Here is a 19,866-nt window from a genome sequence, read left to right as displayed (position 1 = left end):
GTGCTCGGGCGCCTGTCTCCAGCGCGGCGGCGCTTCGTCCTGGCCCTGGCGGCGCTGGCGACCGTCGCCGTGGTGGCGGTCGTCGTGGCCGTCGTCCTGTCCCGTCCCGACGAGGTGACCCCGGTGTCGCAGGACCAGCCCGGACCGGTGCTGCTGGTGCCCGGGTACGACGGGTCGACGGCCGCCCTCGACGTGCTGGCCGCCGCGCTGCGTGCCGACGGCCGCGACGTGACCGTCGTGCCGGCCGAGGGCGCCGGGACCGAGGACCTGCGTGACCAGGCCGCGGCGCTCGGTCGTGCCGTCCGGGCGGTCCTCGACGAGTCGGGCGCGGCCTCGGTCGACGTGGTCGGCTACTCCGCGGGCGGGATCGTCGCCCGGCTCTGGGTCGCCGACCTCGGCGGTGACGCCCTGGCCCGGCGGGTCGTCACCCTCGCCACCCCCAACCACGGCACCGACCTGGCCACCGTCGCGAGCGGCCTCGGGACGACGGCCTGCCCTGCGGCCTGTCGGCAGCTGGCGACCGACAGCGACCTCCTCCGCGAGCTCAACGCCGGGGACGAGACGCCCGCCGGGCCGCGCTGGGTGGCGATCTGGACCGAGGACGACAAGACGGTCGTGCCGCCGGACTCCGGCGTGCTGGACGGCGCGACGGCCTTCTCGGTGCAGTCAGTGTGTCCCGGCCTGGTCGTGGGGCACCCGGACGTCCCGCGGACCCCGGCGGTGATGGCCATGGTCGCCGCCGAGCTCGGGCGCGGCGAGCCGTCGGTGCCGGACGCCACGGTGTGCGTCAGTCGGTGATGTCCTTGGTCGCGAAGTTGGCCCAGGCGGCGCCCAGGAACACGACGACGTAGACGATCTGGAGCAGCACCCCGCGCTCCACGTCGCGCCACAGGATCGGGTCGCGGAAGAGATCGACGAAGGACAGCCAGTAACGGGTGGGCAGATAGGGCTGGAGCACGTCGGCCGCGTCGAGGGTGAGCAGCACGGTCGAGGTGACGAGCACACCGAGGGTGCCGAGCGCGGCGGCGAGCGGCGTGGTCACGACCGTCGACAGGAAGAGCGCGATCGCGGCCACGCCGAGCATGCAGAGCATCGCGTAGGCGAGCGCGAGCATCGTGCGACCGGCGAGCTCCTGGGTCGAGAGCGAGCTCCCGGAGACGCTGGTCGCGCCGGTCGTGACGTCCTCGCTGCCGAGGAGCACCACGCCGACGACGTACGCCGTCGCGGCCACGACGAGGACCGTCAGCACCACGAAGACCATCACGCCCACGAGCTTGGCGACCAGCAGGCGGGTGCGCCCGACCGGCCGGACCAGGAGATAGCGCAACGTCCCCTGCTGCGCCTCGCCGGCGATCGCCTCACCCGCGGTGACCGCGACCGCGATCGGGAGGAAGAGCGGCAGCACGATCGCCAGCGCGGCGAGCGGGAAGAGCGTGCCGTCGGTGAGGACGGCGGACAGGAACGCCGGGCCGGTGCCGGGTCGCGGGCCGAGGTCGGTGACCGCGAGCAGGACGCCGACCAGCGTGGGCAGCGCGTCGATCAGGAGGATCGTCACCCACGTGCGGCGGCTCAGGAGCAGCTTGCGCAGCTCGACGGCGATCATCGGCGGTCACCGCTCGTGGTCGCCGCCTCGAGCACGATCTCCTCGAGGGTCCGCTTCTCGGGCGCGAGCTCGGCCACCCGGATGCCGGCGCCGACCAGGCGGGCGTTGAGCGCCGCGGGATCGTCGACCCGGATCCAGAGCCGGTCGCCGTCCTGGCTCTCGACCTGCCCGTTGAAGAGCCCGCGCACGGCGGCGACGTCCGGGGTGCGGACGACCATCCGGCCGGTGGGCCGTTGCAGGTCGGCGAGCTCGTCCTGGAGGACGAGACGGCCGCGGTCGAGCACGCCGACGCGGGTGCACATCTGTTCGATCTCGGCGAGCAGGTGGCTGGAGAGGAAGACCGTCGTGCCCGCCGCGTTGAGGTCGAGCAGCAGCTGCCGGATCTCGCGGATGCCCTGCGGGTCGAGGCCGTTGGTCGGCTCGTCGAGCACGAGCAGCCGCGGCGTGCGCAGGAGCGCGGCGGCCAGGCCGAGGCGCTGACGCATGCCGAGCGAGTAGGCGCGCACCGGCCGCTTGTCGACCCCGTCGAGACCCACCCGCGCCAGCGCGTCGTCGATGCGACCGGCCCGCGTCCGGCGTCCGCCTCCCGGGCCCGAGGCGTCGACCAGCGCCAGGTTGGTGCGCCCGGAGAGCTGGGGGTACGCCGCCGGCCCCTCGACCATCGAGCCGACCTGTGGCAGCACGTCGCGTCCCGACGCCGGCATCGGGCGACCGAGCACCTCGATCGACCCGCTGGTCGCCAGCACCAGCCCGAGCAGCATCCGCACTGTCGTGGTCTTGCCCGACCCGTTGGCCCCGAGGAAGCCGTAGACGTCGCCCTCGCGCACGTCGAGGTCGATCCCGTCGACGGCGGTGATCCGGCCGTACTGCTTGGTGAGTCCCTCGGTGCGGATCACGAGTCGTCCTGGAGGTACGTCGTGCCGCGGGCGAGGTCGCCGGCGGCCTCGACCAGCGTGGTCTCGGTGACGGTGCCGGCGAGCAGCCAGCCGCCGTCGCCGTCCTCGCCGGTGAGCAGCACGCCGAGCGGGCCGGCCGAGACGGCGGTGCCGGCGGCCAGGTGTCTCACCCCGGGCGTCTGTCCGAGCTGCTCGCGCAGCGGGTCGGCCTCGCGGTCGCGCATCGGGATCGCGATCAGCTGGGTGAGCCCGACCCCGTAGACGCCGACCGCGCCGTCGGAGGTCGACGACTTCGCCAGGCCACCGACCCGGTCCGGCGGGCGCAGCGGCGCGTACTGGTTGGCGGCGTCGGCGATGTCGAGCACGTCGTCGTGGTCCACCTCGATCCCGGGCGCCGCGGGGAAGTCGGTGGCTGCGGTCGCCGGCGTCGCGGCGGAGAAGTCGCGGAACTCGGTGGTGAACGACGGGCTCGGCTCCCCGGCCGCGAAGACCTCGATCCGCAGCGGGATCCCGCTCTCGGGGTCGGCCCAGAGGTCGACGTGGTCGACGCTGGCCTGGGGGGCGGTCGGCTCGAGGCGCAGCCCGGGGGCGTCCACGCCGGCCACCCTGCGCGCCTCGATGCGGACGACGTCTCCTGCGTCGACGTCGCGCAGCAGGCGCTCGGCCAGCACCGGGGGCACGAGGTCGGCCGTGCGCGGCAGCCGGATGTCGGGGTCGCGGCTGAGCCGCGCCCGGTCACCCTCGTAGCTCCACTCGATCGTCAGCCCGGAGTGGTGCACCAGGTCGGTCTCGCCGGCGACCAGGAGCCGGTCCACCCGCCAGTCGTCGTCGCCCCGCCACCACGCCCGCATCCGGGTGCTCTCCCCGAACAGCGAGCCGACGTCGCTGAAGTCGTCCTCGACCGGCAGGTCGAGCGCGCCCTCGGTCTCGACGTACCCCGACCACGGGTGGTCCTCGGATCCGGCCACCGCCGCGAGCAGCTCACCGGCGCCGACGTCGGAGTCGGACGGCGGGATCGCCCGGATCGCGACCGGCACCCCGACCACCAGCAGCACGCCGACGGCGACGACGGCCCACCGGCGGGTTCTGGTCATACCTCCAGACCGTACGTGCCGCTCATGAGGGCTCCCTCATGCAACGGGCCCAGCGAGACCTACAGGCGGGCCAGGACCGCCGCGGCCTTCTCGACGTCGTCGCGGGTGACGTCGAGGTGCGTGACCAGGCGTACGGCGGTCGGGCCGACGGTCGCCACGACCACGCCCGCCTCGCGCGCCGCCGCCACGAACGACGTGGCGTCGTCGCGACGCACGACCACGATGTTGGTGTCGACCGTCGCCGGGTCGACCCCGCAGGCCTCGGCCAGCAACCGGGCGTGCGCGTGGTCGTCGGCGAGCCGCTCGACGTGGTGGTCGAGGGCATGCAGGCCGGCCGCCGCGAGGATGCCGACCTGGCGCATCCCGCCGCCCATCCGCTTGCGCCAGATGCGGGCCTCGGCGATCGCGTCGGCGCTGCCGACCATCAGCGAGCCGATCGGCGCGCCGAGGCCCTTGGACAGGCAGACCGCCAGCACGTCGGCGACGGCGCCGTACTCGGCGAGCGGGACGCCGGTCGCCACGTGGGCGTTCCACACGCGGGCGCCGTCCATGTGCACGCGAACGCCGGCGCCGGTGGCGTACTCGCGCAGGTCGCGCAGGTCCTGGAGCGGCAGCACGGCGCCGCCGGCGAAGTTGTGCGTGTTCTCGACCGAGATCGCCGCGGTCGGCACGAAGAACGGCCCCATGTCGGGCGCGAAGATCGTCTGGATCGTCGGCAGGTCGACCTGGCCCCGCGGGTGGATCCAGGTGCGCATCGTCAGGCCGGTGTAGGCGGCGTGCGCGCCCAGCTCCGCCCGGGCGATGTGGGCGCTGGCCTCGCAGAGCACCTCCTGGCCGACGCCGACCACCGACCGGACGGCGAGCACGTTGGCCATCGACCCGGTAGGGGTGAACAGCGCCGCCTCGTGGCCGAACAGGCCGGCCACCCGCTCCTCGAGGCGCGCGACCGTCGGGTCCTCGCCGTACACGTCGTCGCCGACCTCGGCGCGCGCCATCGCGGCGCGCATCGCCTCGGTCGGTCTGGTCAGGGTGTCGCTGCGGAGGTCGATCACGAGGTCTTGACTACCACGGCGGGTGACCAGCCCGACGTGGCGGATCCCGCAGACGTGCGTGCCCGCACCGACCAGGCGCCCGGCTTCGCGAACGTCGCGCTCGGCGCGGTGGTGTCGGTGCGCAGCGCCCGCCACGGGTGGGTGCCCTTGCGGACCTGCACGTCGTAGGTCGTGCCGCCGGTGCCCCGGGCGGTCGCCCACCGCAGCGTCCACCCGCTGCCCGCGGACCCGCTGCGGCTCACGGGGACCTGCACGGTGCCGGTCATGGACGGGTGGATGGTGCACCGGTAGGCGAAGCTGCCGGCGGAGCCGAACGTGTGGGCGAAGGTGGCGCCGCCCGACTTCGGCCCGCTGTTCCAGAAGCCCTGGTTGGAGGTCGTGGTGTGAGCCATCGCGTCGGGGAAGCTCCAGGTGACGGTGCTGCCCAGACCGGTCTTCAGGGTGGCGGGCGTGAACCGCATGTTCGCGACCGACACGGTGGGGCCGCCGGCGGTCGCGGACCCTGCGAGGAAGGGCGCGGCGGGCACGGCCGCGAGGCCTGTGACGAGCACGAGCCCGGCGACGACACGAGACGCACGGACGAACGAGATGGTGGGCAGGATCATGCGCCGGACGCTAGACCCGGTTCATGAGAGACGGACGTGACGCGGTCAGGGTTGGCTTACGTCCGTCGGTGGAAGCGGACTCCTCCGTCGGGGAGTCGGTCGGTGCGGTAGCGGTGGTCGTGGGCGCGGTGGTGGTGGAAGGAGCACAGGAGGACGCCGTCGACCAGGTCGGTGCGGCCGCCGCGGGACCAGGGATCGCCAGCGTGGTGGGCTTCGCACCAGGCGGCGGGGATGTCGCAGATGTCGGCTCCGCAGGTCGGCTGCCGGATCGAGAGGGCTTTGCGTTGGGTGCGGGAGAACAACCGGCGCTGGCGCCCGAGGTCGAGGACCTGGCTGGCGCCGTCGAGGACCACCGGGATGATGCTGGCGGTGCAGGCGAGCCTCCGGGCCTGGCCCGCGGAGATCGGCGTGTCGCCGACCAGGGCGGCGCCGCGGCTTCCTCGCAGTACGTCGAGGTCGACAGTGACGAGCAGGGTGGTGGCGTCGCCGCCGTGCAGCGGCAGCCGGGTCGGGTCGATGGCTTCCAGGAAGGAACCGAACGCCTCGCCGAGGCGGCGTTCGTGCGGACGCCGGTCATCGGGCGACCCGGTGCCGCCCCGTCGTGGTGCGGTGAAGGCGTCGAGGTAGGTCAGGAACCGGTCGCAGACCAGGTCGGCGACACGGATGTGGATGTCGGTGGTGCCGTCGCCGTTGCGGCGCGTGGTCAGCGACGTACGCCGCGCGGCCCGGGCCTCCTCCTGCTCCAGCAGACGTCTCTCGAGGCCCTCGCTCACCTCGGGCGCGACGACGTCGACGATGCGGCGCCCCAGCACCCGCAGCGCCCGCGGCCCGAACCGGGCGGCCTCCTCCAGGAGCCGGGTCTCGGCCGCGGTGCGCACCCCGGCACCGATCTCGGCGGGCAGGGCTTCCAGAGCGCGCACGACGACCTCGGCCTGGGCGAGGCTCACCCCGCCCTCGCGCAACGCCGCCGCCGTGGCCTCCCGCTCGGCCAAGGCCCCGGCCAGGCGGAGCTGCCGGCGGCACTCGCCCGGGTCGCGGCGGCCGTGGTGGGCCAACCACGCCGCGGCGTCGCGCGCGCCCTGCTGGGCGGCGACGTCCTCGGCGGAGGCCAGCACCCGCATCCGCAGCTCCTCCACCCGATCCACGATGGTGCTCAACCCCAGGAGCGCCGCCGCCTTCTCCCCGGCGTCCATGTACATCGGATCGACCTCAGCGACGTCGCTCAGCGCCGCACCGACCGCGGACAGCGCGGCGAGCACGGGATGCAGCTGGACCTCGGACTGGGACACACACACCTCGGGATCGACGGCCGCCCGGGGACTGACACCACACGGGACTACATCTCGACGTCGATGCCAGCGCGTCACACGACGAGCCCCGGTCGAGCCGGAGGACTACTGCATCAGTGGATATTCGATCACATGTTCGATTCAAAATCAAGACCTGATCCCCAGCCAGCCAGCGGGCGGATCGGACGCTGCGTCAAGCCAGCCGCTCGACAACGACCGCCTTGTGGTCGGAGTCGTTGAGCAGCAACCGGACGGCGGTAGCAGAGCCGGGACCGTGCACGTCGTCGACCTTGCGGCGCGGCCCCAGCGTGCCGGGGTCCGCCTCGCGTCCCTCCCAGGCTGACGTCAGACCGGAGAGCCGCAACCCGTCGTAGTTCGAGTCGCCCACGGCGTACACGACATGCCCGAGGTCGAGGTGCCTGGCGACCAGGCGCTCGATGTTGTGCACCTCCCGCCGGTGCCGGACGACGAGCAGCGGCCGGTCCGCCCGGTAGCGACCGCCTGCCTGCACGCCCGGGACCAGGTGGAAGTTCAGCAGGGCGACCGTCCGGTCGTCGCGACGGTCCCGGTAGATCCCTGCGGTGAGCACCCGGGGCGGCTCGACGCCGAGCCAGCGGTCCGGCTTGTCGGCGTGACCGACCCGGCTGAGGCTGCGCGCATAGCCCCCGACCTGCTCGTAGCGATCCACCCGGGCCCCGACCGGACAACCGCCGATGAGCGGTGCGGTCCACAGATACCCAGACGCCCGTCCGAGCCGGATCCCGGCAGCCGGCAGCAGACCGAGCCGCCCGGTCTCGAGCAGCAGCCCGGCCCGGGAGAGGTTCCATTCCTGGAGGCCGACCAGGTCGGGGCCGATGTCGAGGACACCGCGAAGCGCAGTGCGGGCAGCCTCGAGCGGAAGGCCCCGGCGAATGTTCGCGGTGACCACGACCGTCCGCTGGTCCGTCATCGATCCAAGTCTGCCCGATGGTCTGAAGGGACGTGGTCCACTCGTGCGTCATCTCGAGACCGCCTCGACGACGGCGCCCCGACACCGGTCGTGCGAGGAATGGGACGCACGCCACAGCGCGTTTTCATGGCCAGGTGCTGGGCACTGTGGCGGCATGAGGTTCGAGGACTCGACGCCCCGGCGTTACGCGGCGATCGCACGCTTGTTGATCCGCCACGGGCGTTCGGACCTGGTGCCCGACGCGAGCCTCGACGAGTACGCAGGGGATGCGCTCGAGGACGAAGGTGCAGCCGACCGGGCTCAGTCGTTCGCGGCCGACCTGGAGTCGATGGGTCCGACCTTCATCAAGCTGGGGCAGCTCCTCTCGACCCGGTTCGACCTGCTTCCGGCCTCCTACACGACGGCGCTGAGTCGCCTGCAGGACCAGGTGGAGCCGTTCGAATTCGAGGTCGTGAGGGCGACGATCGCCGAGGAGCTGGGCGGCGACGTGCGCCACCTCTTCGCCGAGTTCGACCCCAACCCGCTGGCCGCGGCCTCGCTCGGGCAGGTGCACCGGGCCACCCTCCGCGGTGGGCGCGAGGTGGCCGTCAAGGTCCAGCGTCCCGGCGTACGTGAGGAGGTACGGGCCGACATGGCGGCCCTCGCCCGGATCGCCACGGTCGCCGACAAGGGCAGCGACCTCGGCCGGACCTACGGCTTCGCGCGGCTGCTGCGGGAGTTCGAGAGGTCCCTCAACCTCGAGCTCGACTATCGACGAGAGGCCCGCAACCTGGAGCGTTTCGTCGGGCTGATGAGCGCCTACGACCTCCTGGTGGTGCCCGAGCCGGTGCCGGCCCTGACGTCGGGTCGGGTCCTCACCATGGACTACATCGAGGGTCGCAAGGTCACCGACGTCGGACCGCTCGGCCTGCTCGACCTGGACACACGCGCCATCGTGGAGCAGCTCTTCTCGGCGTACCTGAAGTGCATCCTGGAGGAGGGCTTCCTGCACGCGGACCCTCACCCCGGCAACGTGCTGGTCACTCCCGACGGCCGGCTCGCGATCCTCGACCTGGGCATGGTCGCCACGATTCCGCCGCGCCTCCAGGAGAAGGTCGTTCGGCTGCTGGTCGCCATCGGTGACGACAACGGCGAGCAGGCCGCACGAGTCCTGGCCACCATGGGGCAGCCGCTGGACAGCTACGACGCCACCGCCTTCCGCGACGACGTCACGCACCTGGTCTCCGACTCCATCGCCCAGGGCAGGGACCTGCAGGCGGGGCGACTACTGGTCGAGCTGAGCCGCGTCTCCGGCTCCCACGGCCTGCGCCCGCCGCCCGAGATGTCCATGGTCGGCAAGGCGCTCCTCAACCTCGACCAGACGACGCTCCACCTCAATCCCGACTTCGTCCCGGCCGAGGCGATCCGCGAGAACCTGCCGCACCTCCTGCGCGACGGGCTGCGTACGTCGCCGGGCGGTCTGGTCACCGCCGCGCTGGACGCCAAGGAGTTCACCGCCGAGCTCCCTCGGCGAGCCAACCAGATCCTCGAGAACCTCGCGGACGGGCGACTCCGGCTTCGGGTCGACGCCGTCGACGAGGAGCGGCTGCACACCGTGCTGCATCGCCTGGCCAACCGACTCACCCTGGGGCTGGTCATCAGCGCCACGATCCTGGGCGCCTCGCTGCTCATGCAGGTGCCGACCGACAGCCAGATCCTCGGCTACCCGGCCATCGGCATAGTCCTCTTCTCGGCCGCCATCCTGGGCGGCGCGGCGCTCGCAGCCTGGATCGTGGTGACCGACCGGAAGGTCGCCCGCACTGAGCTGCGCGCCGAGAAGGACGTCGTGCGCCTGTGACACGCGCCGGTGAGTAGCCGTCAGCCTTGCGCAGCACCAGCGGCCGGCCATCAGGCCAATTGACCATGGCGAGGCGGGACCCATCGCCACTCACGCGGTCAGCTAACGCAGTCGGTGGGGTCGGCCGGGACGCCGCGCCCCGCGACTCCGGAGGGCGTGCCACTCGTCGGTCACTGCTCCACCTGCCTGCGCCGCGACCAACGACGGATCCTCACATGCAACCTCGATCTGGGCACGCGTTGAACGACCACCGGTAGCTCTTTGCGCCCAGATAGACGCAGGTGCATAGCGCCCGCTTGGACGCGGGTGCGCAGCACCCACAATGTCTTGCACTAGTCATGCGCCGGTCGAACTTGACGCCTCCAACGTGAACCCTGCCGTGAATGCGGAGCCGCTTCCGGAGAAGTACATATAGCGAGGCGTCAATGGACGCCCGCAAGTCCGATTGACCTGGACGCTCGGTCAGCTGTCTCGGTCTGCCGGGGTCTCGTCGGCGGTCGGGATGCCGTTCTCAGCCGACGCGAGGACGAGTTCGTCGTTGATCTTGATCGTCAGCGCAATCATCAGCCGTAGGGCCCTGTAGTAGGTGTCCTGGTGCTGGGCCTCGCCCTCGCCCTTGGGCTGGACTCCGTGCTGGTACTTGTTGCGGAGCTTGGGGCCGTTGCTGAAGTCGACCGAGTTCAGGTTGTAGTTGAAGTACGCGGCCTCGGCCTCGGTCAGCAGGGTGGAGCGTCGTACCAGCCATCCTGCGTCGATCATCGTGTCCACGTGGGCGCGGGCCGCCTGATCGAGGTGGTGGTAGGCCACTGCCTCGTGGTGACTGAGTGACCTTAAGACCGAGAAGAGCGGGAAGTTCGTCAACACGATGCGCTGCCCTGTGTTCTCTGCGAGCCCGATCTCGATGAGCTTGTCGATCATGGGCTGCTGGAAGGCGTGCAGTGCCTGGTAGGGGACCTCGTTTCGGACCAGGAGGTCGACGGCATTGTCGCCGCTCAGGTTGTCGTCGACGTAGGCGAGGTGTGACTGGTCGGAGAACAGGATGTGGAGGATCGACTGGATCTCGGGGTGGTCGGTCGCGTAGGCGTACTTGCCCTCGAGCGCGCTGGGGATGGCGCGGTACCGGACCAGGTCTGCCCCGGCGGTGGCCACGTCGTGGTCGATCTCGCCGTCCTCGATGAAGAGGTTGTACTGGGTGGCGATCGACTCCATCTCCGCAAAGAGGTTGCGGCACCTCTCCAGGTAGTTCGCGGTGGAGCTGCTGGGGGTGAAGGCGAACCCGGTGATGCCGAGCTCCGAGGCCAGGTGCTCCTCGAAGTACCAGCGGAGCACTTCCTCAAGGTCGATGTCCCTCGCTTCGAGAAAGCGTCGGTACATGACCGTCTGCGAGAGGGTTGCGAGGTCCTTGGCTGCGAAAACGTGTCCGGTCAGGTAGTCGTGGGTGCCGTCGAGGCCAAAGACGGACTCGAGACCGCGGCGCTCGCTGTCGACGGCTGGCATCGTCAGCAGTCCGTCCTCGGGTGCGAACTCGAACAGGAACTGGAAGTTGTTGAGGACCGAGGCGTTGTCCAGGGTGTCCTCGAGCCAGGCCTCGCTGAAGGTGTACTCGATGACGGTGTCGTCCAGGGAGACCGTCATCGGCTCGATCTGCGTGTCAGACACGGAGACCGAGCATCCGGTCCTGATGCCGGTGTTGGTCGCGAAGAACTCCTTCACCTGGGCGTCGTAGCGGCGCTTGGCGTTGACGATCAGGCGCTTGTCGACACCGGTCTTGGCGTCGATCGGGGCGTTCGCGACGAGCTTTAGGTAGTTGCCGTTCGGGTTGTCGCTGTCGATGTACTTCTGAATCAGTGCGCGCTGGTCGGCTGGGGTGAGGCTGGCAGGGAGGAAGGTCTCCTTCCTGACTTGGTCCTCGAGGTGGTGGCGGATGACGAGCTCGGCTCGGTCGGGGTCGGCGAGGACGAGGTCGCGGACCTGGGTGTCGTAGTTCTCGACGAGCCGTTTGCTGGTGAGCAGGTCACCGGGGTGGATGCGGGCCCGGTCGAGGGCTGCCAGCATGGGGGTCGCACTGCAGCGCCCGAAAACACCGAGTCCGGCAAGGAGCTCGAGGAGGTGCTCGTGGTACTGCCAGTCGACGTCGCTGAGCTTGTCATCGAGATCCTCGTCCTCGAGCGCGTGGAACCACTGGGCGACGACTCGTCTGATGGGGCCGGCCGCCTCGGTGAGCGTGGCCTGCTCGGCCTCGGGCAGGTCCTTCGGCGTGAAGCCTGCCTCCACGAAAAGGCGTGCGTTGTGGAGTTCAAGGATGCCGTTGACGTCTTCGGGCCGGGCGGACGGGTTGAACCGCTGGATGATGTCTGCCGCCTCCTGGCTCTGCCAGTAGGTGGCGTAGTCGCCGGCGCCGTAGAAGCGCAGGCGCATACTGACGTCGTCGACGTCGGTGTCGTCGGTCATGTCGTTCCTCCCCTGGGCCAACGCCGGCGCCGACCGGTCAAGCAGCCGGATCGAAGTTGGTCGCCTCACCATTGAATCTCGCAAACCGACACCGACCGAATGGTTTTCCGCGCGGCTCGAGTGCCGCCGCCGCCAGTTGCCGCCGTTGGGCCCGTCAGCCCGCGACGGAAAGCATGCCCGGACGCCACTGGTCACGCCCAGTGGCCCAGGGATGGCGCCGTAGCAGATGCCTCCCCATTGCCTTGGCCAAGCGAGCCCATCCTCGGCACCTGAGAGTCCGGTCGTGCCGGTCTGACGCTAGCCGAGCCGGTGCATCACTCAGCCGCCTGTCGGCGCCGGCGAAGCGACCGGATCTGCGAGGAGCGGGCACAGTTTGCCGCAGCCCGGCGATGCTCCAGTGCGTCAGAAGTCGCCGCCGAACCAATCCCGCTCGTCTGCGAGGGCTTCGCGGGTCATCAACTCCGTCAAACTATCGAGGTCCGGATCGACATCGACGAGCATCTTCCCGAGCTCGTTGTAGATCTGCACAAGCATCATGAATCCAGGGACGCCATGGCCGCGCACGAGCTCGCGGACCGGCTCGGGGTCGGTCATCCCGTGGTCGACGAGATGACCGATCAGTGCCAGGCAATCGGGCACGACGCCCTTGCGGATTGGAAAGCGCTCGAGCAGCGCTGCTTCTGGGAAGGCGATGGTCTTGCGACCCGACTGAACGCGGGCGTCGTTCATCTGCTCGAAGCGGCGAACCGACATCATCGCGGCGATGCCGACAGCGTGGTCCGGCCCGTGAGAGAACGTGCCCACCCCAAGCTCAAAGTTGCGCACGAAAGCATCAGGCCCGCCCACGGTTAGCGAAGTTGCGACGCCACGAATCTCTGCCAGCAGGTCGTGTACGTCTTTCGCGAAGTCTTCGGTCATGCAAGCCATGCTGTCGCATGGCTCCGACAGTTCTGCGGAACGTCTGATTGCGCACGGCAATCCTCTGCGCTCGAACGGGACCCTCGCGGCATCATGGAGCCCTGACGACTAGGAGAGGTGACGCTTTGCCCGGGACGTTCGAGGCCGAGGACCATGTGTTGCGGTGGCCGCGCGAGTTGTTCCGGCGTCGCTTGGCGGAGTTGATCAACGCACAGCAGCAGTTCACCCCCGGTTGGGCTGAAGAAGTAGAGCTCCTACTCGACGACGCGTTCGACGGCAACCGGCCGGTCGACACATTTCGCTCCACGTCCAACAGCCCGGTGATCGATCCGTGGGGCCCTGCCGAGCCAGCGAATCACAAACAGATCCCCCCGAGGCGCCGCTACCTGGTCGACCTGCTCCAGGCCGCAGACTCCTTACCGCACGAGGTCCAACGCCGGCCGTACCGTTCGCAGCGTGGCCGGCCAGATGGCACAGCTCCAACCATCTCGCTGTCGGCGACCGTCGCACGATTCACCAGCCTGATCATCGACCTCGACGAGCGTGGCTACTTCGAGCGCGCTTTCCAGAAGGATTGCGTAGACGACCCGCGATCAATCGACCCTTCGGTGCTCATCGAAGAGGAAATCGGCGTGCCTGACCTATGGCCGCTCTCCGTCGACCGCCTGATCGACGACCTCGACGTTTTCATGGATGTGATCGAGGTTCTCGGCGAGTTCGTCGCCGCTCCCCAAAGTAGATCGAACCACGGCTACGGCGGGTGCGGATGGCACCACCGCGACTTCAACATCCAGATGGGACGTGACATCTACTTCTGGCAGATCAATAGGCTGCTGGAGCGAACCACGTTCGACCTCCGGCTGGCGACCTCGGGTGAGGATCGGGGTCGGCTGGTCGAAGCCCATGGCGATGCGCGCAATGACCTCGTCACCGCGACGATCGAAGGCGCTGACGAGGACACGCGCAGCCCGATCGAGCACGCGGTTGCTCTCTTTCGTCGACGCGGCGCGACCGTTGAGGACAAACGGTCGGCGTGTACGACGCTCGCGGGGGTACTTGAGCTCCGCCGCTCGTTGTTGAAGGAGGAGCTCTATCGGAGAGACGAGGGGGCGCTCTTCCAGATCGCCAACGAGTTCGACTTGCGGCACCGCAGCGAGAGCCAGAAGGGCGACTACGATCCGGTCTTCCTCGACTGGATCTTTTGGTGGTACCTCGGGACGATCGAGCTGACCGACCGAGTCGTTTCCCGGCAGGCCGAGAGTGACAGCGAGCCACCCTCTTAGGCCGAAACGCCGGCCGGTCGGCGGCTAGCCCGATCGACCGGCGGATGCCCCGCAGGCGGTGCCGTCCTGGTCCTCGTTGATACGGCAGCATCTCGGATCCGGACCGCGCACCGCGTCGTTGCGCTCGGCCGGTTGGGTTCTCAGCTAACCGACCGGAGCAGCCGCGATGAGCGCGGCTGCGGAGGTGCGTCTATCCGCCGCTTGCCTGCGCCAGTGACGTCGGCACGTGGATCGGTTCCACCGTGTGTCGAGTACGTCTCGCCGCTACGAAGATGCCTCCCGGTTGAGGTCTGCGCTCAGGATCGATACCCGCGGTGGGATCGTCTTCATGGGTCAGCCAGGCGAAGCGCATACTGCAGGCCCAAGTCGGCTCTAGAGTGCCTTCTTGTGTTTTCGACGAGGTTCGAGATTCATTCGTGGGCGCAGGCTGTGCGTGTCGCCACCGATCCAGCTTCCGACGCCGGGTTGTCGACCAATGAGCTGCTGACGCTGGTTCTTGCTGTGCTGTCCGTCTTGGTTGCGGTGGGAGGCACCTATCTCGCCAACGAGCGGGCCAAGGCGGGCGAGAAGACCGCTCGCGAAGCACTCGAGGACGCCCGCCTCGCACGCAAAGAGTCCGTCGAGCTCGCCCTATGGACCGGAGCCATCGAGGCCGCGAACCGGCATATGGGGTTTGATCCTGCCAGGGAAGCCGTCGGAACGCGCAACCAAGACCTCCGAATACGCTTGACCCTGCTCATAGACCACCTGCATGAGTGGGACGGGTTCGACACCTGGCTCGCCGAGGAAATGTCCCTCGGGTCCGTGATCGCACGAGTCGTAATGGAGCGACACCGTCCGGGTGAGACTGTCACCGAGCAGCTCGAAAGGGCCTGGGAATACAGCGCATGGGCCCTGGCGCTCACCAAGAACCTCCGGTACCTGCGTCGCTACGGATACAAGCCGAAGCACATCAAGTACCTCCGTGACGCTGCCCACGAACGCCGGGTGTCGCTCTACGAAGCGAACAGCTGGGGCCAGATGCCGACTGAGGTACCCGGCATCGAGGAGCTCGATGACGACCTGCTTGAGGACTGAGCGCCCTGGACAAGGAGTCCACGTCATACCGCCGCGAGCAGGCGCTAGCGAGCGCGGCGAGAGGGTCTAGCGTCGATAGGCCAGACGCTCGGTTGCGTTGACGGCGGGCGGGTCGGGCCGTACAGGGCCGCCGCGAGGTGACTCCATGTCAGGCACAACCGCACTCCTAGCCTTCCAACCGACCGAGATGTCCCCGGCCCAACTGGCCGCGGTCTCCTACCATGCCCGCTACTCCGGGCACACTCGCCAGCTGTACGCGTTCCAGCTACGACGCTGGTTCGCCTGGTGCGAGCGCAACAAGCTTGACCCGCTACAAGGGATCCAGCGCGCCCATATCGAGCTCTACATCCGCCACCTCAGCGACTCGGGGCTGATGGACTCCTCAGTCGTCACGATGATGCACCGGTCCGAGGGTTCTTCCGGTTTGCCCACATCGACGGCCTCATCGTGTCCGACCCAGCCGTCTACGCGAGACTTCCGAAAGTCCACCGCGACGAGTCCCGAACCCAGGGACTCGACCGGCTCGAACTCATCCGGTTCCTCCAGGTCGCACAGACCCTCACCGTTCACCACGGGGCTTTGGCCTACCTGCTCGGCATCAATGCCCTCAGAGCATCCGAAGCCGCAGCCGTGCGGATCGAGGACTACGCCGAAACCCTCCGGGGCCACCGAGTACTGCACCTGGTCGGCAAAGGCAACAAGCCAGCCACCATGCCGATCACGGTGCCCGTCCTCCGCGTCCTGAAAGCATGCCGCGGCCAACGCACCACCGGAAGACTCCTCCTCCGACCGGTCTCGGGCAACCCGATTGACCGCCGCGACGCCTATCGAATGGTCACCAGGATCGCGAAGGTCGCTGGCATCCCACGCCACATCAGCCCGCACTCCCTGCGGCACGCAGCCATCACCAATGCGCTCGACGCAGGCGTGCCACTGCGCGACGCCCAGATCCTCGCCCGCCACGCCGATCCACGGACGACCGAGCACTACGACCGCGCCCGCGGCAACCTCGACCGGCACGGCGTCCACTTCCTCACCGCGTACGTTGCCGGCGTGTGAGCCGATCAGATTCGGTTCAAGCGGGACAGGCGCAGAGCTGCTCACTTCAGCTGTGGGTCGCCACCGCATCGACGAGGGTGGCCGCGGTTCGCTGGACAGCCTGCCGGGTCGAAGTGTCGGAGTTCTGGTAATCGGCGACAGCGGCCTCGACGTGGGCCGAAATCTCAGCCCACGTTAGAAACGCCACCGTCGCCCCCGCGAGCCGGTCACGCACCGAGAACCCAATACGCTCCTCGATGCTGCGCAGACCGACCTCGATTGCGTCCTCGACCGAGACCCGTCCATGGCCTTTCACCAGCAGGGGTGGTGGCCCACCCACCACCAGCAACAGCACCGGTTGGCGACCTTGCCCGTAGGTCGCAGTCAGCAGGAGTTCGCGCGCGAGCTGCTCCTCTGGGAACGAGCCACCACGGACCCGCTTCGCCTCAACGAAGACATAGCTCGACTCTGACTCGATCACCACGTCAGGTTGGGCCTGGATTCCCAGGTCGGGAATCACCAGGTCTCCCAGCAACACCTCGACCGAGGCAGCCTCCAGATGCTCGATGGCGTTCGGCAGTGCGACAGAGCTCCTGTCCTCCGGGGCGATTGTGGTGGCCGCGCGCAGGACGGCGCCAAGGAACGCTGCCCGCGGTAGAAGGTCGAGCGCCTGGAACACCTCGGCGGTCAGCACGTTCTCCAATCCACGACCACCACCGCGGTACTTCCGAGCGTTGCCCTCCCACGACAACTCATCCAGGAGTCGTCCGATTGCGCTCGCCACATTCTGACCGTAGCGCTCGAGTTCGACGATCGCGGCGCATCGGACCGGGTTCTCCGTCAACATGAGTCGAGCTGGTTGCCGCCGCCCACAACCGTTTCCGACGCGGCAGGCTGGAGGGAAATCGATGATCGACGACCTGGGCACGATCGACTGGGCCGCAGTGTGGATCGACGTCGCCGAGCAGCTGGCAGCACACCGGTCAGCAGGACTAAAACACCTACTGACCGAGGACACGGTCCGCATGAGCACCGTCCTCGCCCTCCAGCGAGCCGGCGTCGAACCCGGCCAGCTCGCCATCGAGGTGTCAGACCCCGTCCTCCGCGGCGGGAAGCTTGACCTCGTTGCGACCGGCTCAGCCACACGCGCCGTGATCGAACTCAAGTACCCCCGAGGCTCACGGGTTGGTGCATCACCCGACACCATGATCCGCGGGGAACTGCTTCGAGACTTCCTACGCGTTGCGCTCACCCCAGCAACCGATCGGTGGGTTGTCGCGGTCCTCGAACCCGAACTCCGCCGATACCTCGCACGGCTGTCCGCGCCCCAGTGGAAGAGCGAAGTAGGCGACCAGATCATCCTGGCCCGCGAGGAACTCGAGTCGCTGCCCAAGACGGCACGAGATGCCATCGGGCCACTCGCCTGGGCCCTGCCCGTCCAAGCACGCTGCGTCGTCGCAACCCCCGTTGGCGTCGACCTCGCCCTCTTCGCCTACCAAGTCCAGGCACCAGCAGATGGCACCGTCCCCGGACCGCTGACAACCATTGACACCGCTATTCGAACGCCACGACCTCTACCCGACGTGGCCCGTTCCCCCCGGAACGGAACGGCTCGTTCAGAGATCCTCGACGCCATCCACGCTCTCACCTCCAGATCTGGCAGCCCCGAGGTCGCCGTTCAACAGGTCGTCGACGAGATGCGACGAAGCGGATCGCGCTACGCCGAATCGACGGTCCGCACCATGCTCACGAGCCACATGTGCGCCCAAGTACAAGGCTCCAACATCGGAAGCTACGACGACGTCGACCGTGTCGACCGCGGTACCTACCGCCTGCGACAGCCAGGCACCTGAACAGCCACGGCTCGCGCGGCTTAGCTCCTCCTGCCGGCGCCCGATCACACTGCAGGGCGGCCTCGAGTGGGGAAAGATGGCTCCATGGCCGGATCAACGCCCACAGACCCCTCGACCTTGGAGGCTAAGCAGGTACCAGAGCCAGCGCTGCTGACTCCCTCGACCTTCACCCTCGGCGACGCGCTCGCGAAGGCTGGCCTCCCCCTTGCGGACACCATGGTGATCCGTCATGCCTATCTCAAGATCCACAAAGACGGATTCCCTGGCATCAACGCCGACTCGACGTTCGACCAGATCATGACTTTCACTAGCACGCAGAGTCGCGACCCGAAGGGTTTCAAGAAGGAGCCAGCACGCTACTGGGTCGTCTTTCTCCCTGAACTCGGAACGACCGCGCGTCTGTGGGCTGTGGTAGAGAACCTGGGCGAGATCGCGAACGACGGGCCACTTCGAGAGTTCGACCTCCGAGTGAGACCCGATGCACTCTCTGATCTTGCTGGCCGTCTCGTCATCCGGTGGGCCTCACCCCGAGCGTGGTGGGTGAACGGCACGACCGCGCAGAACTATCCCGTACTGGAGGTTGTCGAAGCAGAACCTGAACCGTTCCCCGGCTTCGACAACCTCGTTGTCGACTTTGATCGCCTGCAAGCGGTTGTCAGCGACCCGCGGTACGCCGCATGGAGGACCGCGCTCTCCTCGGTCATTGGGATATACCTCATTACCGATCTGAGCGACGGCCGACAGTACGTCGGGAAGGCGGACGGCAACGACACCCTCCTCCAGCGGTGGACGGCCTACGCCACCAACGGGCACGGCGGCAACGTCGTGCTGAAGAAGTGCGAGCGGAGCAACTTTCGATTTTCGGTCCTCCGCGTCCTCGATCCCAGCACTGCCACCGCCGACGTGAATTCCGTTGAGAGCCATTACAAGACCGCGCTCGACACCCGAGCACACGGACTCAACAAGAACTAGCCACTGCTCCTCGGCGCGCTCAGATCGGTTAGCGGTCGGACAGGACCCTTCCTGGGCTGAACAGTCGCCAACCCAGGTCATTCCGCCGCACCTAGCGCAGCTCGAACGTCCGGGCATGCCGCGATGACTGTGTGTGCTTACATCGACCACGTCATGAGTGGCCGGCTCTAGCTGCGCCTGAACCAGTCCCGGAACCGTGACCACACCGACGCACGATCCTCTTGCGGTGCGTCCCACTCCTCGTCGGAGAGCGGGGCCGAGTAGGGGACCTCGGGGCGATCGGTGCCAGCTTCGAGCAGCTCGTCGAGACTGGTAAAGGTTCGTTCCCATTCCACGTCCTCCCAGCAACGGCGAGCCGCATGCGCGCTTGGGCTGTCCGAGAACTCCATGAGCTCAGCGTCGTGTGGGGACGCCACGTATCCGACGGCTTCTAGAAGTCGTTTGGCTGCGGCCTCGCTCAGGGCGAGCCGCTCAGCGAGGATCGAGGGGTACCAAGCGGTCTTGGACTCAACGAACTGCCTCAGTTTCCTGGGGTAGAGGACGTGCCGACCGGCCCAGTCGGCAGCCAGCACCTCCAAGTCCTCGCGCTTCTTGGTGTCGTACCGCAGGACCAGCCGATCTACGCCGACACCGAGCAGGATGGCTGGGAACTCCTGCAGGAGCCACACGACCAACGAAGTGATCTGGAACCCATTGCCACCGAACTCTCCCGCTCTTGTGACGACGAGAAAGTCCTCGGCAGATGAGTAGTGACCCTCCGCGATTCCCTTGGCCAGATAGCGCAGGGGCATCTCCTGCGGGTAGTGGAAGTGCACGAGGCCTTGCTCGTCGATGCCGAACGCGTCTGCCGGCTCGAAGGGCACCACAGTCGCCACGTCGCCCTCACGACGAACCGTCGCGAGCCACCACCATTCAGCCGAGAAGGGGGGGGACTGCTGAAGGTTTGGTT

General features: G+C 68.4%; 18 protein-coding genes. 7 read left to right on the top strand and 11 right to left on the bottom strand.

All coding sequences use genetic code 11. The features are described from left to right. Nucleotides 1–798: a lipase family alpha/beta hydrolase gene (locus PD653B2_RS18090; protein ID WP_085873794.1), complete on the top strand. Its 798-nt coding sequence runs from the start codon at nucleotides 1–3 to the stop codon at nucleotides 796–798. Here the strand turns inward: PD653B2_RS18090 and PD653B2_RS18085 are convergent. From PD653B2_RS18085 to PD653B2_RS18055, 7 genes are all read right to left on the bottom strand, one after another. Then, nucleotides 788–1,603 carry an ABC transporter permease gene (locus PD653B2_RS18085; RefSeq protein ID WP_085873793.1) on the bottom strand — a complete coding sequence of 272 codons (816 nt, stop codon included), beginning with the start codon at nucleotides 1,601–1,603 and terminating at the stop codon, nucleotides 788–790. The genes PD653B2_RS18090 and PD653B2_RS18085 overlap by 11 nt on opposite strands. Next, nucleotides 1,600–2,499 carry an ABC transporter ATP-binding protein gene (locus PD653B2_RS18080; RefSeq protein ID WP_085873792.1) on the bottom strand — a complete coding sequence of 300 codons (900 nt, stop codon included), beginning with the start codon at nucleotides 2,497–2,499 and terminating at the stop codon, nucleotides 1,600–1,602. The genes PD653B2_RS18085 and PD653B2_RS18080 overlap by 4 nt, the downstream gene beginning before the upstream one ends. After that, nucleotides 2,496–3,593 carry a hypothetical protein gene (locus PD653B2_RS18075; RefSeq protein ID WP_085873791.1) on the bottom strand — a complete coding sequence of 366 codons (1,098 nt, stop codon included), beginning with the start codon at nucleotides 3,591–3,593 and terminating at the stop codon, nucleotides 2,496–2,498. The genes PD653B2_RS18080 and PD653B2_RS18075 overlap by 4 nt, the downstream gene beginning before the upstream one ends. Before the next feature lie 59 nt (nucleotides 3,594–3,652). Further along, entirely contained in the window at nucleotides 3,653–4,645 is a 993-nt protein-coding gene (locus PD653B2_RS18070; RefSeq protein ID WP_085873790.1) for a threonine aldolase family protein, read from the bottom strand. Further along, a complete protein-coding gene (locus PD653B2_RS18065) occupies nucleotides 4,642–5,250 on the bottom strand; it encodes a hypothetical protein (protein WP_085873789.1) in 609 nt (202 codons plus the stop codon). The genes PD653B2_RS18070 and PD653B2_RS18065 overlap by 4 nt, the downstream gene beginning before the upstream one ends. A 56-nt stretch (nucleotides 5,251–5,306) precedes the next feature. Then, nucleotides 5,307–6,539: an HNH endonuclease signature motif containing protein gene (locus PD653B2_RS18060; protein WP_085873788.1), complete on the bottom strand. Its 1,233-nt coding sequence runs from the start codon at nucleotides 6,537–6,539 to the stop codon at nucleotides 5,307–5,309. A gap of 193 nt (nucleotides 6,540–6,732) precedes the next feature. Then, nucleotides 6,733–7,488 carry a hypothetical protein gene (locus tag PD653B2_RS18055; RefSeq protein WP_089504016.1) on the bottom strand — a complete coding sequence of 252 codons (756 nt, stop codon included), beginning with the start codon at nucleotides 7,486–7,488 and terminating at the stop codon, nucleotides 6,733–6,735. A 154-nt stretch (nucleotides 7,489–7,642) separates the two neighbouring features. Here PD653B2_RS18055 and PD653B2_RS18045 point away from each other — a divergent pair, with 154 nt between their 5' ends. Beyond that, on the top strand, nucleotides 7,643–9,325 hold the full coding sequence (locus tag PD653B2_RS18045) for an ABC1 kinase family protein (protein WP_085873785.1): 1,683 nt from the start codon (nucleotides 7,643–7,645) through the stop codon (nucleotides 9,323–9,325). A gap of 462 nt (nucleotides 9,326–9,787) precedes the next feature. Here the strand turns inward: PD653B2_RS18045 and PD653B2_RS18040 are convergent, their stop codons facing one another. Then, nucleotides 9,788–11,776, bottom strand: coding sequence for a hypothetical protein (locus tag PD653B2_RS18040; RefSeq protein ID WP_085873784.1), 1,989 nt, complete (start codon nucleotides 11,774–11,776; stop codon nucleotides 9,788–9,790). A 402-nt stretch (nucleotides 11,777–12,178) separates the two neighbouring features. Further along, nucleotides 12,179–12,694 carry a hypothetical protein gene (locus PD653B2_RS18035; protein WP_133058939.1) on the bottom strand — a complete coding sequence of 172 codons (516 nt, stop codon included), beginning with the start codon at nucleotides 12,692–12,694 and terminating at the stop codon, nucleotides 12,179–12,181. A 125-nt stretch (nucleotides 12,695–12,819) separates the two neighbouring features. Between PD653B2_RS18035 and PD653B2_RS18030 the strand changes: the two genes are divergently transcribed. From PD653B2_RS18030 to PD653B2_RS18020, 3 genes are all read left to right on the top strand, one after another. Next, nucleotides 12,820–13,977 (top strand): hypothetical protein, encoded by a 1,158-nt coding sequence (locus PD653B2_RS18030; protein ID WP_207559323.1) that lies wholly within the window; start codon nucleotides 12,820–12,822, stop codon nucleotides 13,975–13,977. A 429-nt stretch (nucleotides 13,978–14,406) separates the two neighbouring features. Next, nucleotides 14,407–15,054 carry a hypothetical protein gene (locus PD653B2_RS18025; RefSeq protein ID WP_085873782.1) on the top strand — a complete coding sequence of 216 codons (648 nt, stop codon included), beginning with the start codon at nucleotides 14,407–14,409 and terminating at the stop codon, nucleotides 15,052–15,054. 447 nt (nucleotides 15,055–15,501) lie between these two features. After that, nucleotides 15,502–16,113, top strand: coding sequence for a tyrosine-type recombinase/integrase (locus tag PD653B2_RS18020; RefSeq protein WP_165763531.1), 612 nt, complete (start codon nucleotides 15,502–15,504; stop codon nucleotides 16,111–16,113). Between the two features lie 46 nt (nucleotides 16,114–16,159). On the opposite strand, the gene PD653B2_RS18015 is transcribed toward PD653B2_RS18020, so the two are convergent. Beyond that, nucleotides 16,160–16,939 carry a hypothetical protein gene (locus PD653B2_RS18015; RefSeq protein ID WP_085873780.1) on the bottom strand — a complete coding sequence of 260 codons (780 nt, stop codon included), beginning with the start codon at nucleotides 16,937–16,939 and terminating at the stop codon, nucleotides 16,160–16,162. A 61-nt stretch (nucleotides 16,940–17,000) separates the two neighbouring features. On the opposite strand from PD653B2_RS18015, the gene PD653B2_RS18010 reads away from it, so the two are divergent. Both PD653B2_RS18010 and PD653B2_RS18005 read left to right on the top strand, forming a co-directional pair. Next, entirely contained in the window at nucleotides 17,001–17,945 is a 945-nt protein-coding gene (locus PD653B2_RS18010) for a hypothetical protein (RefSeq protein WP_085873779.1), read from the top strand. 84 nt (nucleotides 17,946–18,029) lie between these two features. Continuing rightward, on the top strand, nucleotides 18,030–18,917 hold the full coding sequence (locus tag PD653B2_RS18005) for a GIY-YIG nuclease family protein (RefSeq protein WP_123061253.1): 888 nt from the start codon (nucleotides 18,030–18,032) through the stop codon (nucleotides 18,915–18,917). Between the two features lie 167 nt (nucleotides 18,918–19,084). Here the strand turns inward: PD653B2_RS18005 and PD653B2_RS18000 are convergent. Further along, nucleotides 19,085–19,866: hypothetical protein (locus PD653B2_RS18000; RefSeq protein WP_165763996.1), on the bottom strand; the 782-nt coding region annotated here is incomplete at its 5' end.

This window comes from Nocardioides sp. PD653-B2 (assembly GCF_002117935.1).
Taxonomy (GTDB): domain Bacteria; phylum Actinomycetota; class Actinomycetes; order Propionibacteriales; family Nocardioidaceae; genus Nocardioides.
Note: the sequence above shows the minus strand (reverse complement) of the source record. Positions and strands in the feature narration are given on the sequence as shown.

What these genes read in the sequence shown, in the direction of transcription:
- PD653B2_RS18085 (WP_085873793.1), bottom strand. Translation starts at nt 1,603, where the DNA reads ATGATCGCCGTCGAGCTGCGCAAGCTGCTCCTGAGCCGCCGCACGTGG.
- PD653B2_RS18075 (WP_085873791.1), bottom strand. Translation starts at nt 3,593, where the DNA reads ATGACCAGAACCCGCCGGTGGGCCGTCGTCGCCGTCGGCGTGCTGCTG.
- PD653B2_RS18065 (WP_085873789.1), bottom strand. Translation starts at nt 5,250, where the DNA reads ATGATCCTGCCCACCATCTCGTTCGTCCGTGCGTCTCGTGTCGTCGCC.
- PD653B2_RS18055 (WP_089504016.1), bottom strand. Translation starts at nt 7,488, where the DNA reads ATGACGGACCAGCGGACGGTCGTGGTCACCGCGAACATTCGCCGGGGC.
- PD653B2_RS18045 (WP_085873785.1), top strand. Translation starts at nt 7,643, where the DNA reads ATGAGGTTCGAGGACTCGACGCCCCGGCGTTACGCGGCGATCGCACGC.
- PD653B2_RS18040 (WP_085873784.1), bottom strand. Translation starts at nt 11,776, where the DNA reads ATGACCGACGACACCGACGTCGACGACGTCAGTATGCGCCTGCGCTTC.
- PD653B2_RS18035 (WP_133058939.1), bottom strand. Translation starts at nt 12,694, where the DNA reads ATGACCGAAGACTTCGCGAAAGACGTACACGACCTGCTGGCAGAGATT.
- PD653B2_RS18015 (WP_085873780.1), bottom strand. Translation starts at nt 16,939, where the DNA reads ATGTTGACGGAGAACCCGGTCCGATGCGCCGCGATCGTCGAACTCGAG.
- PD653B2_RS18010 (WP_085873779.1), top strand. Translation starts at nt 17,001, where the DNA reads ATGATCGACGACCTGGGCACGATCGACTGGGCCGCAGTGTGGATCGAC.
- PD653B2_RS18005 (WP_123061253.1), top strand. Translation starts at nt 18,030, where the DNA reads ATGGCCGGATCAACGCCCACAGACCCCTCGACCTTGGAGGCTAAGCAG.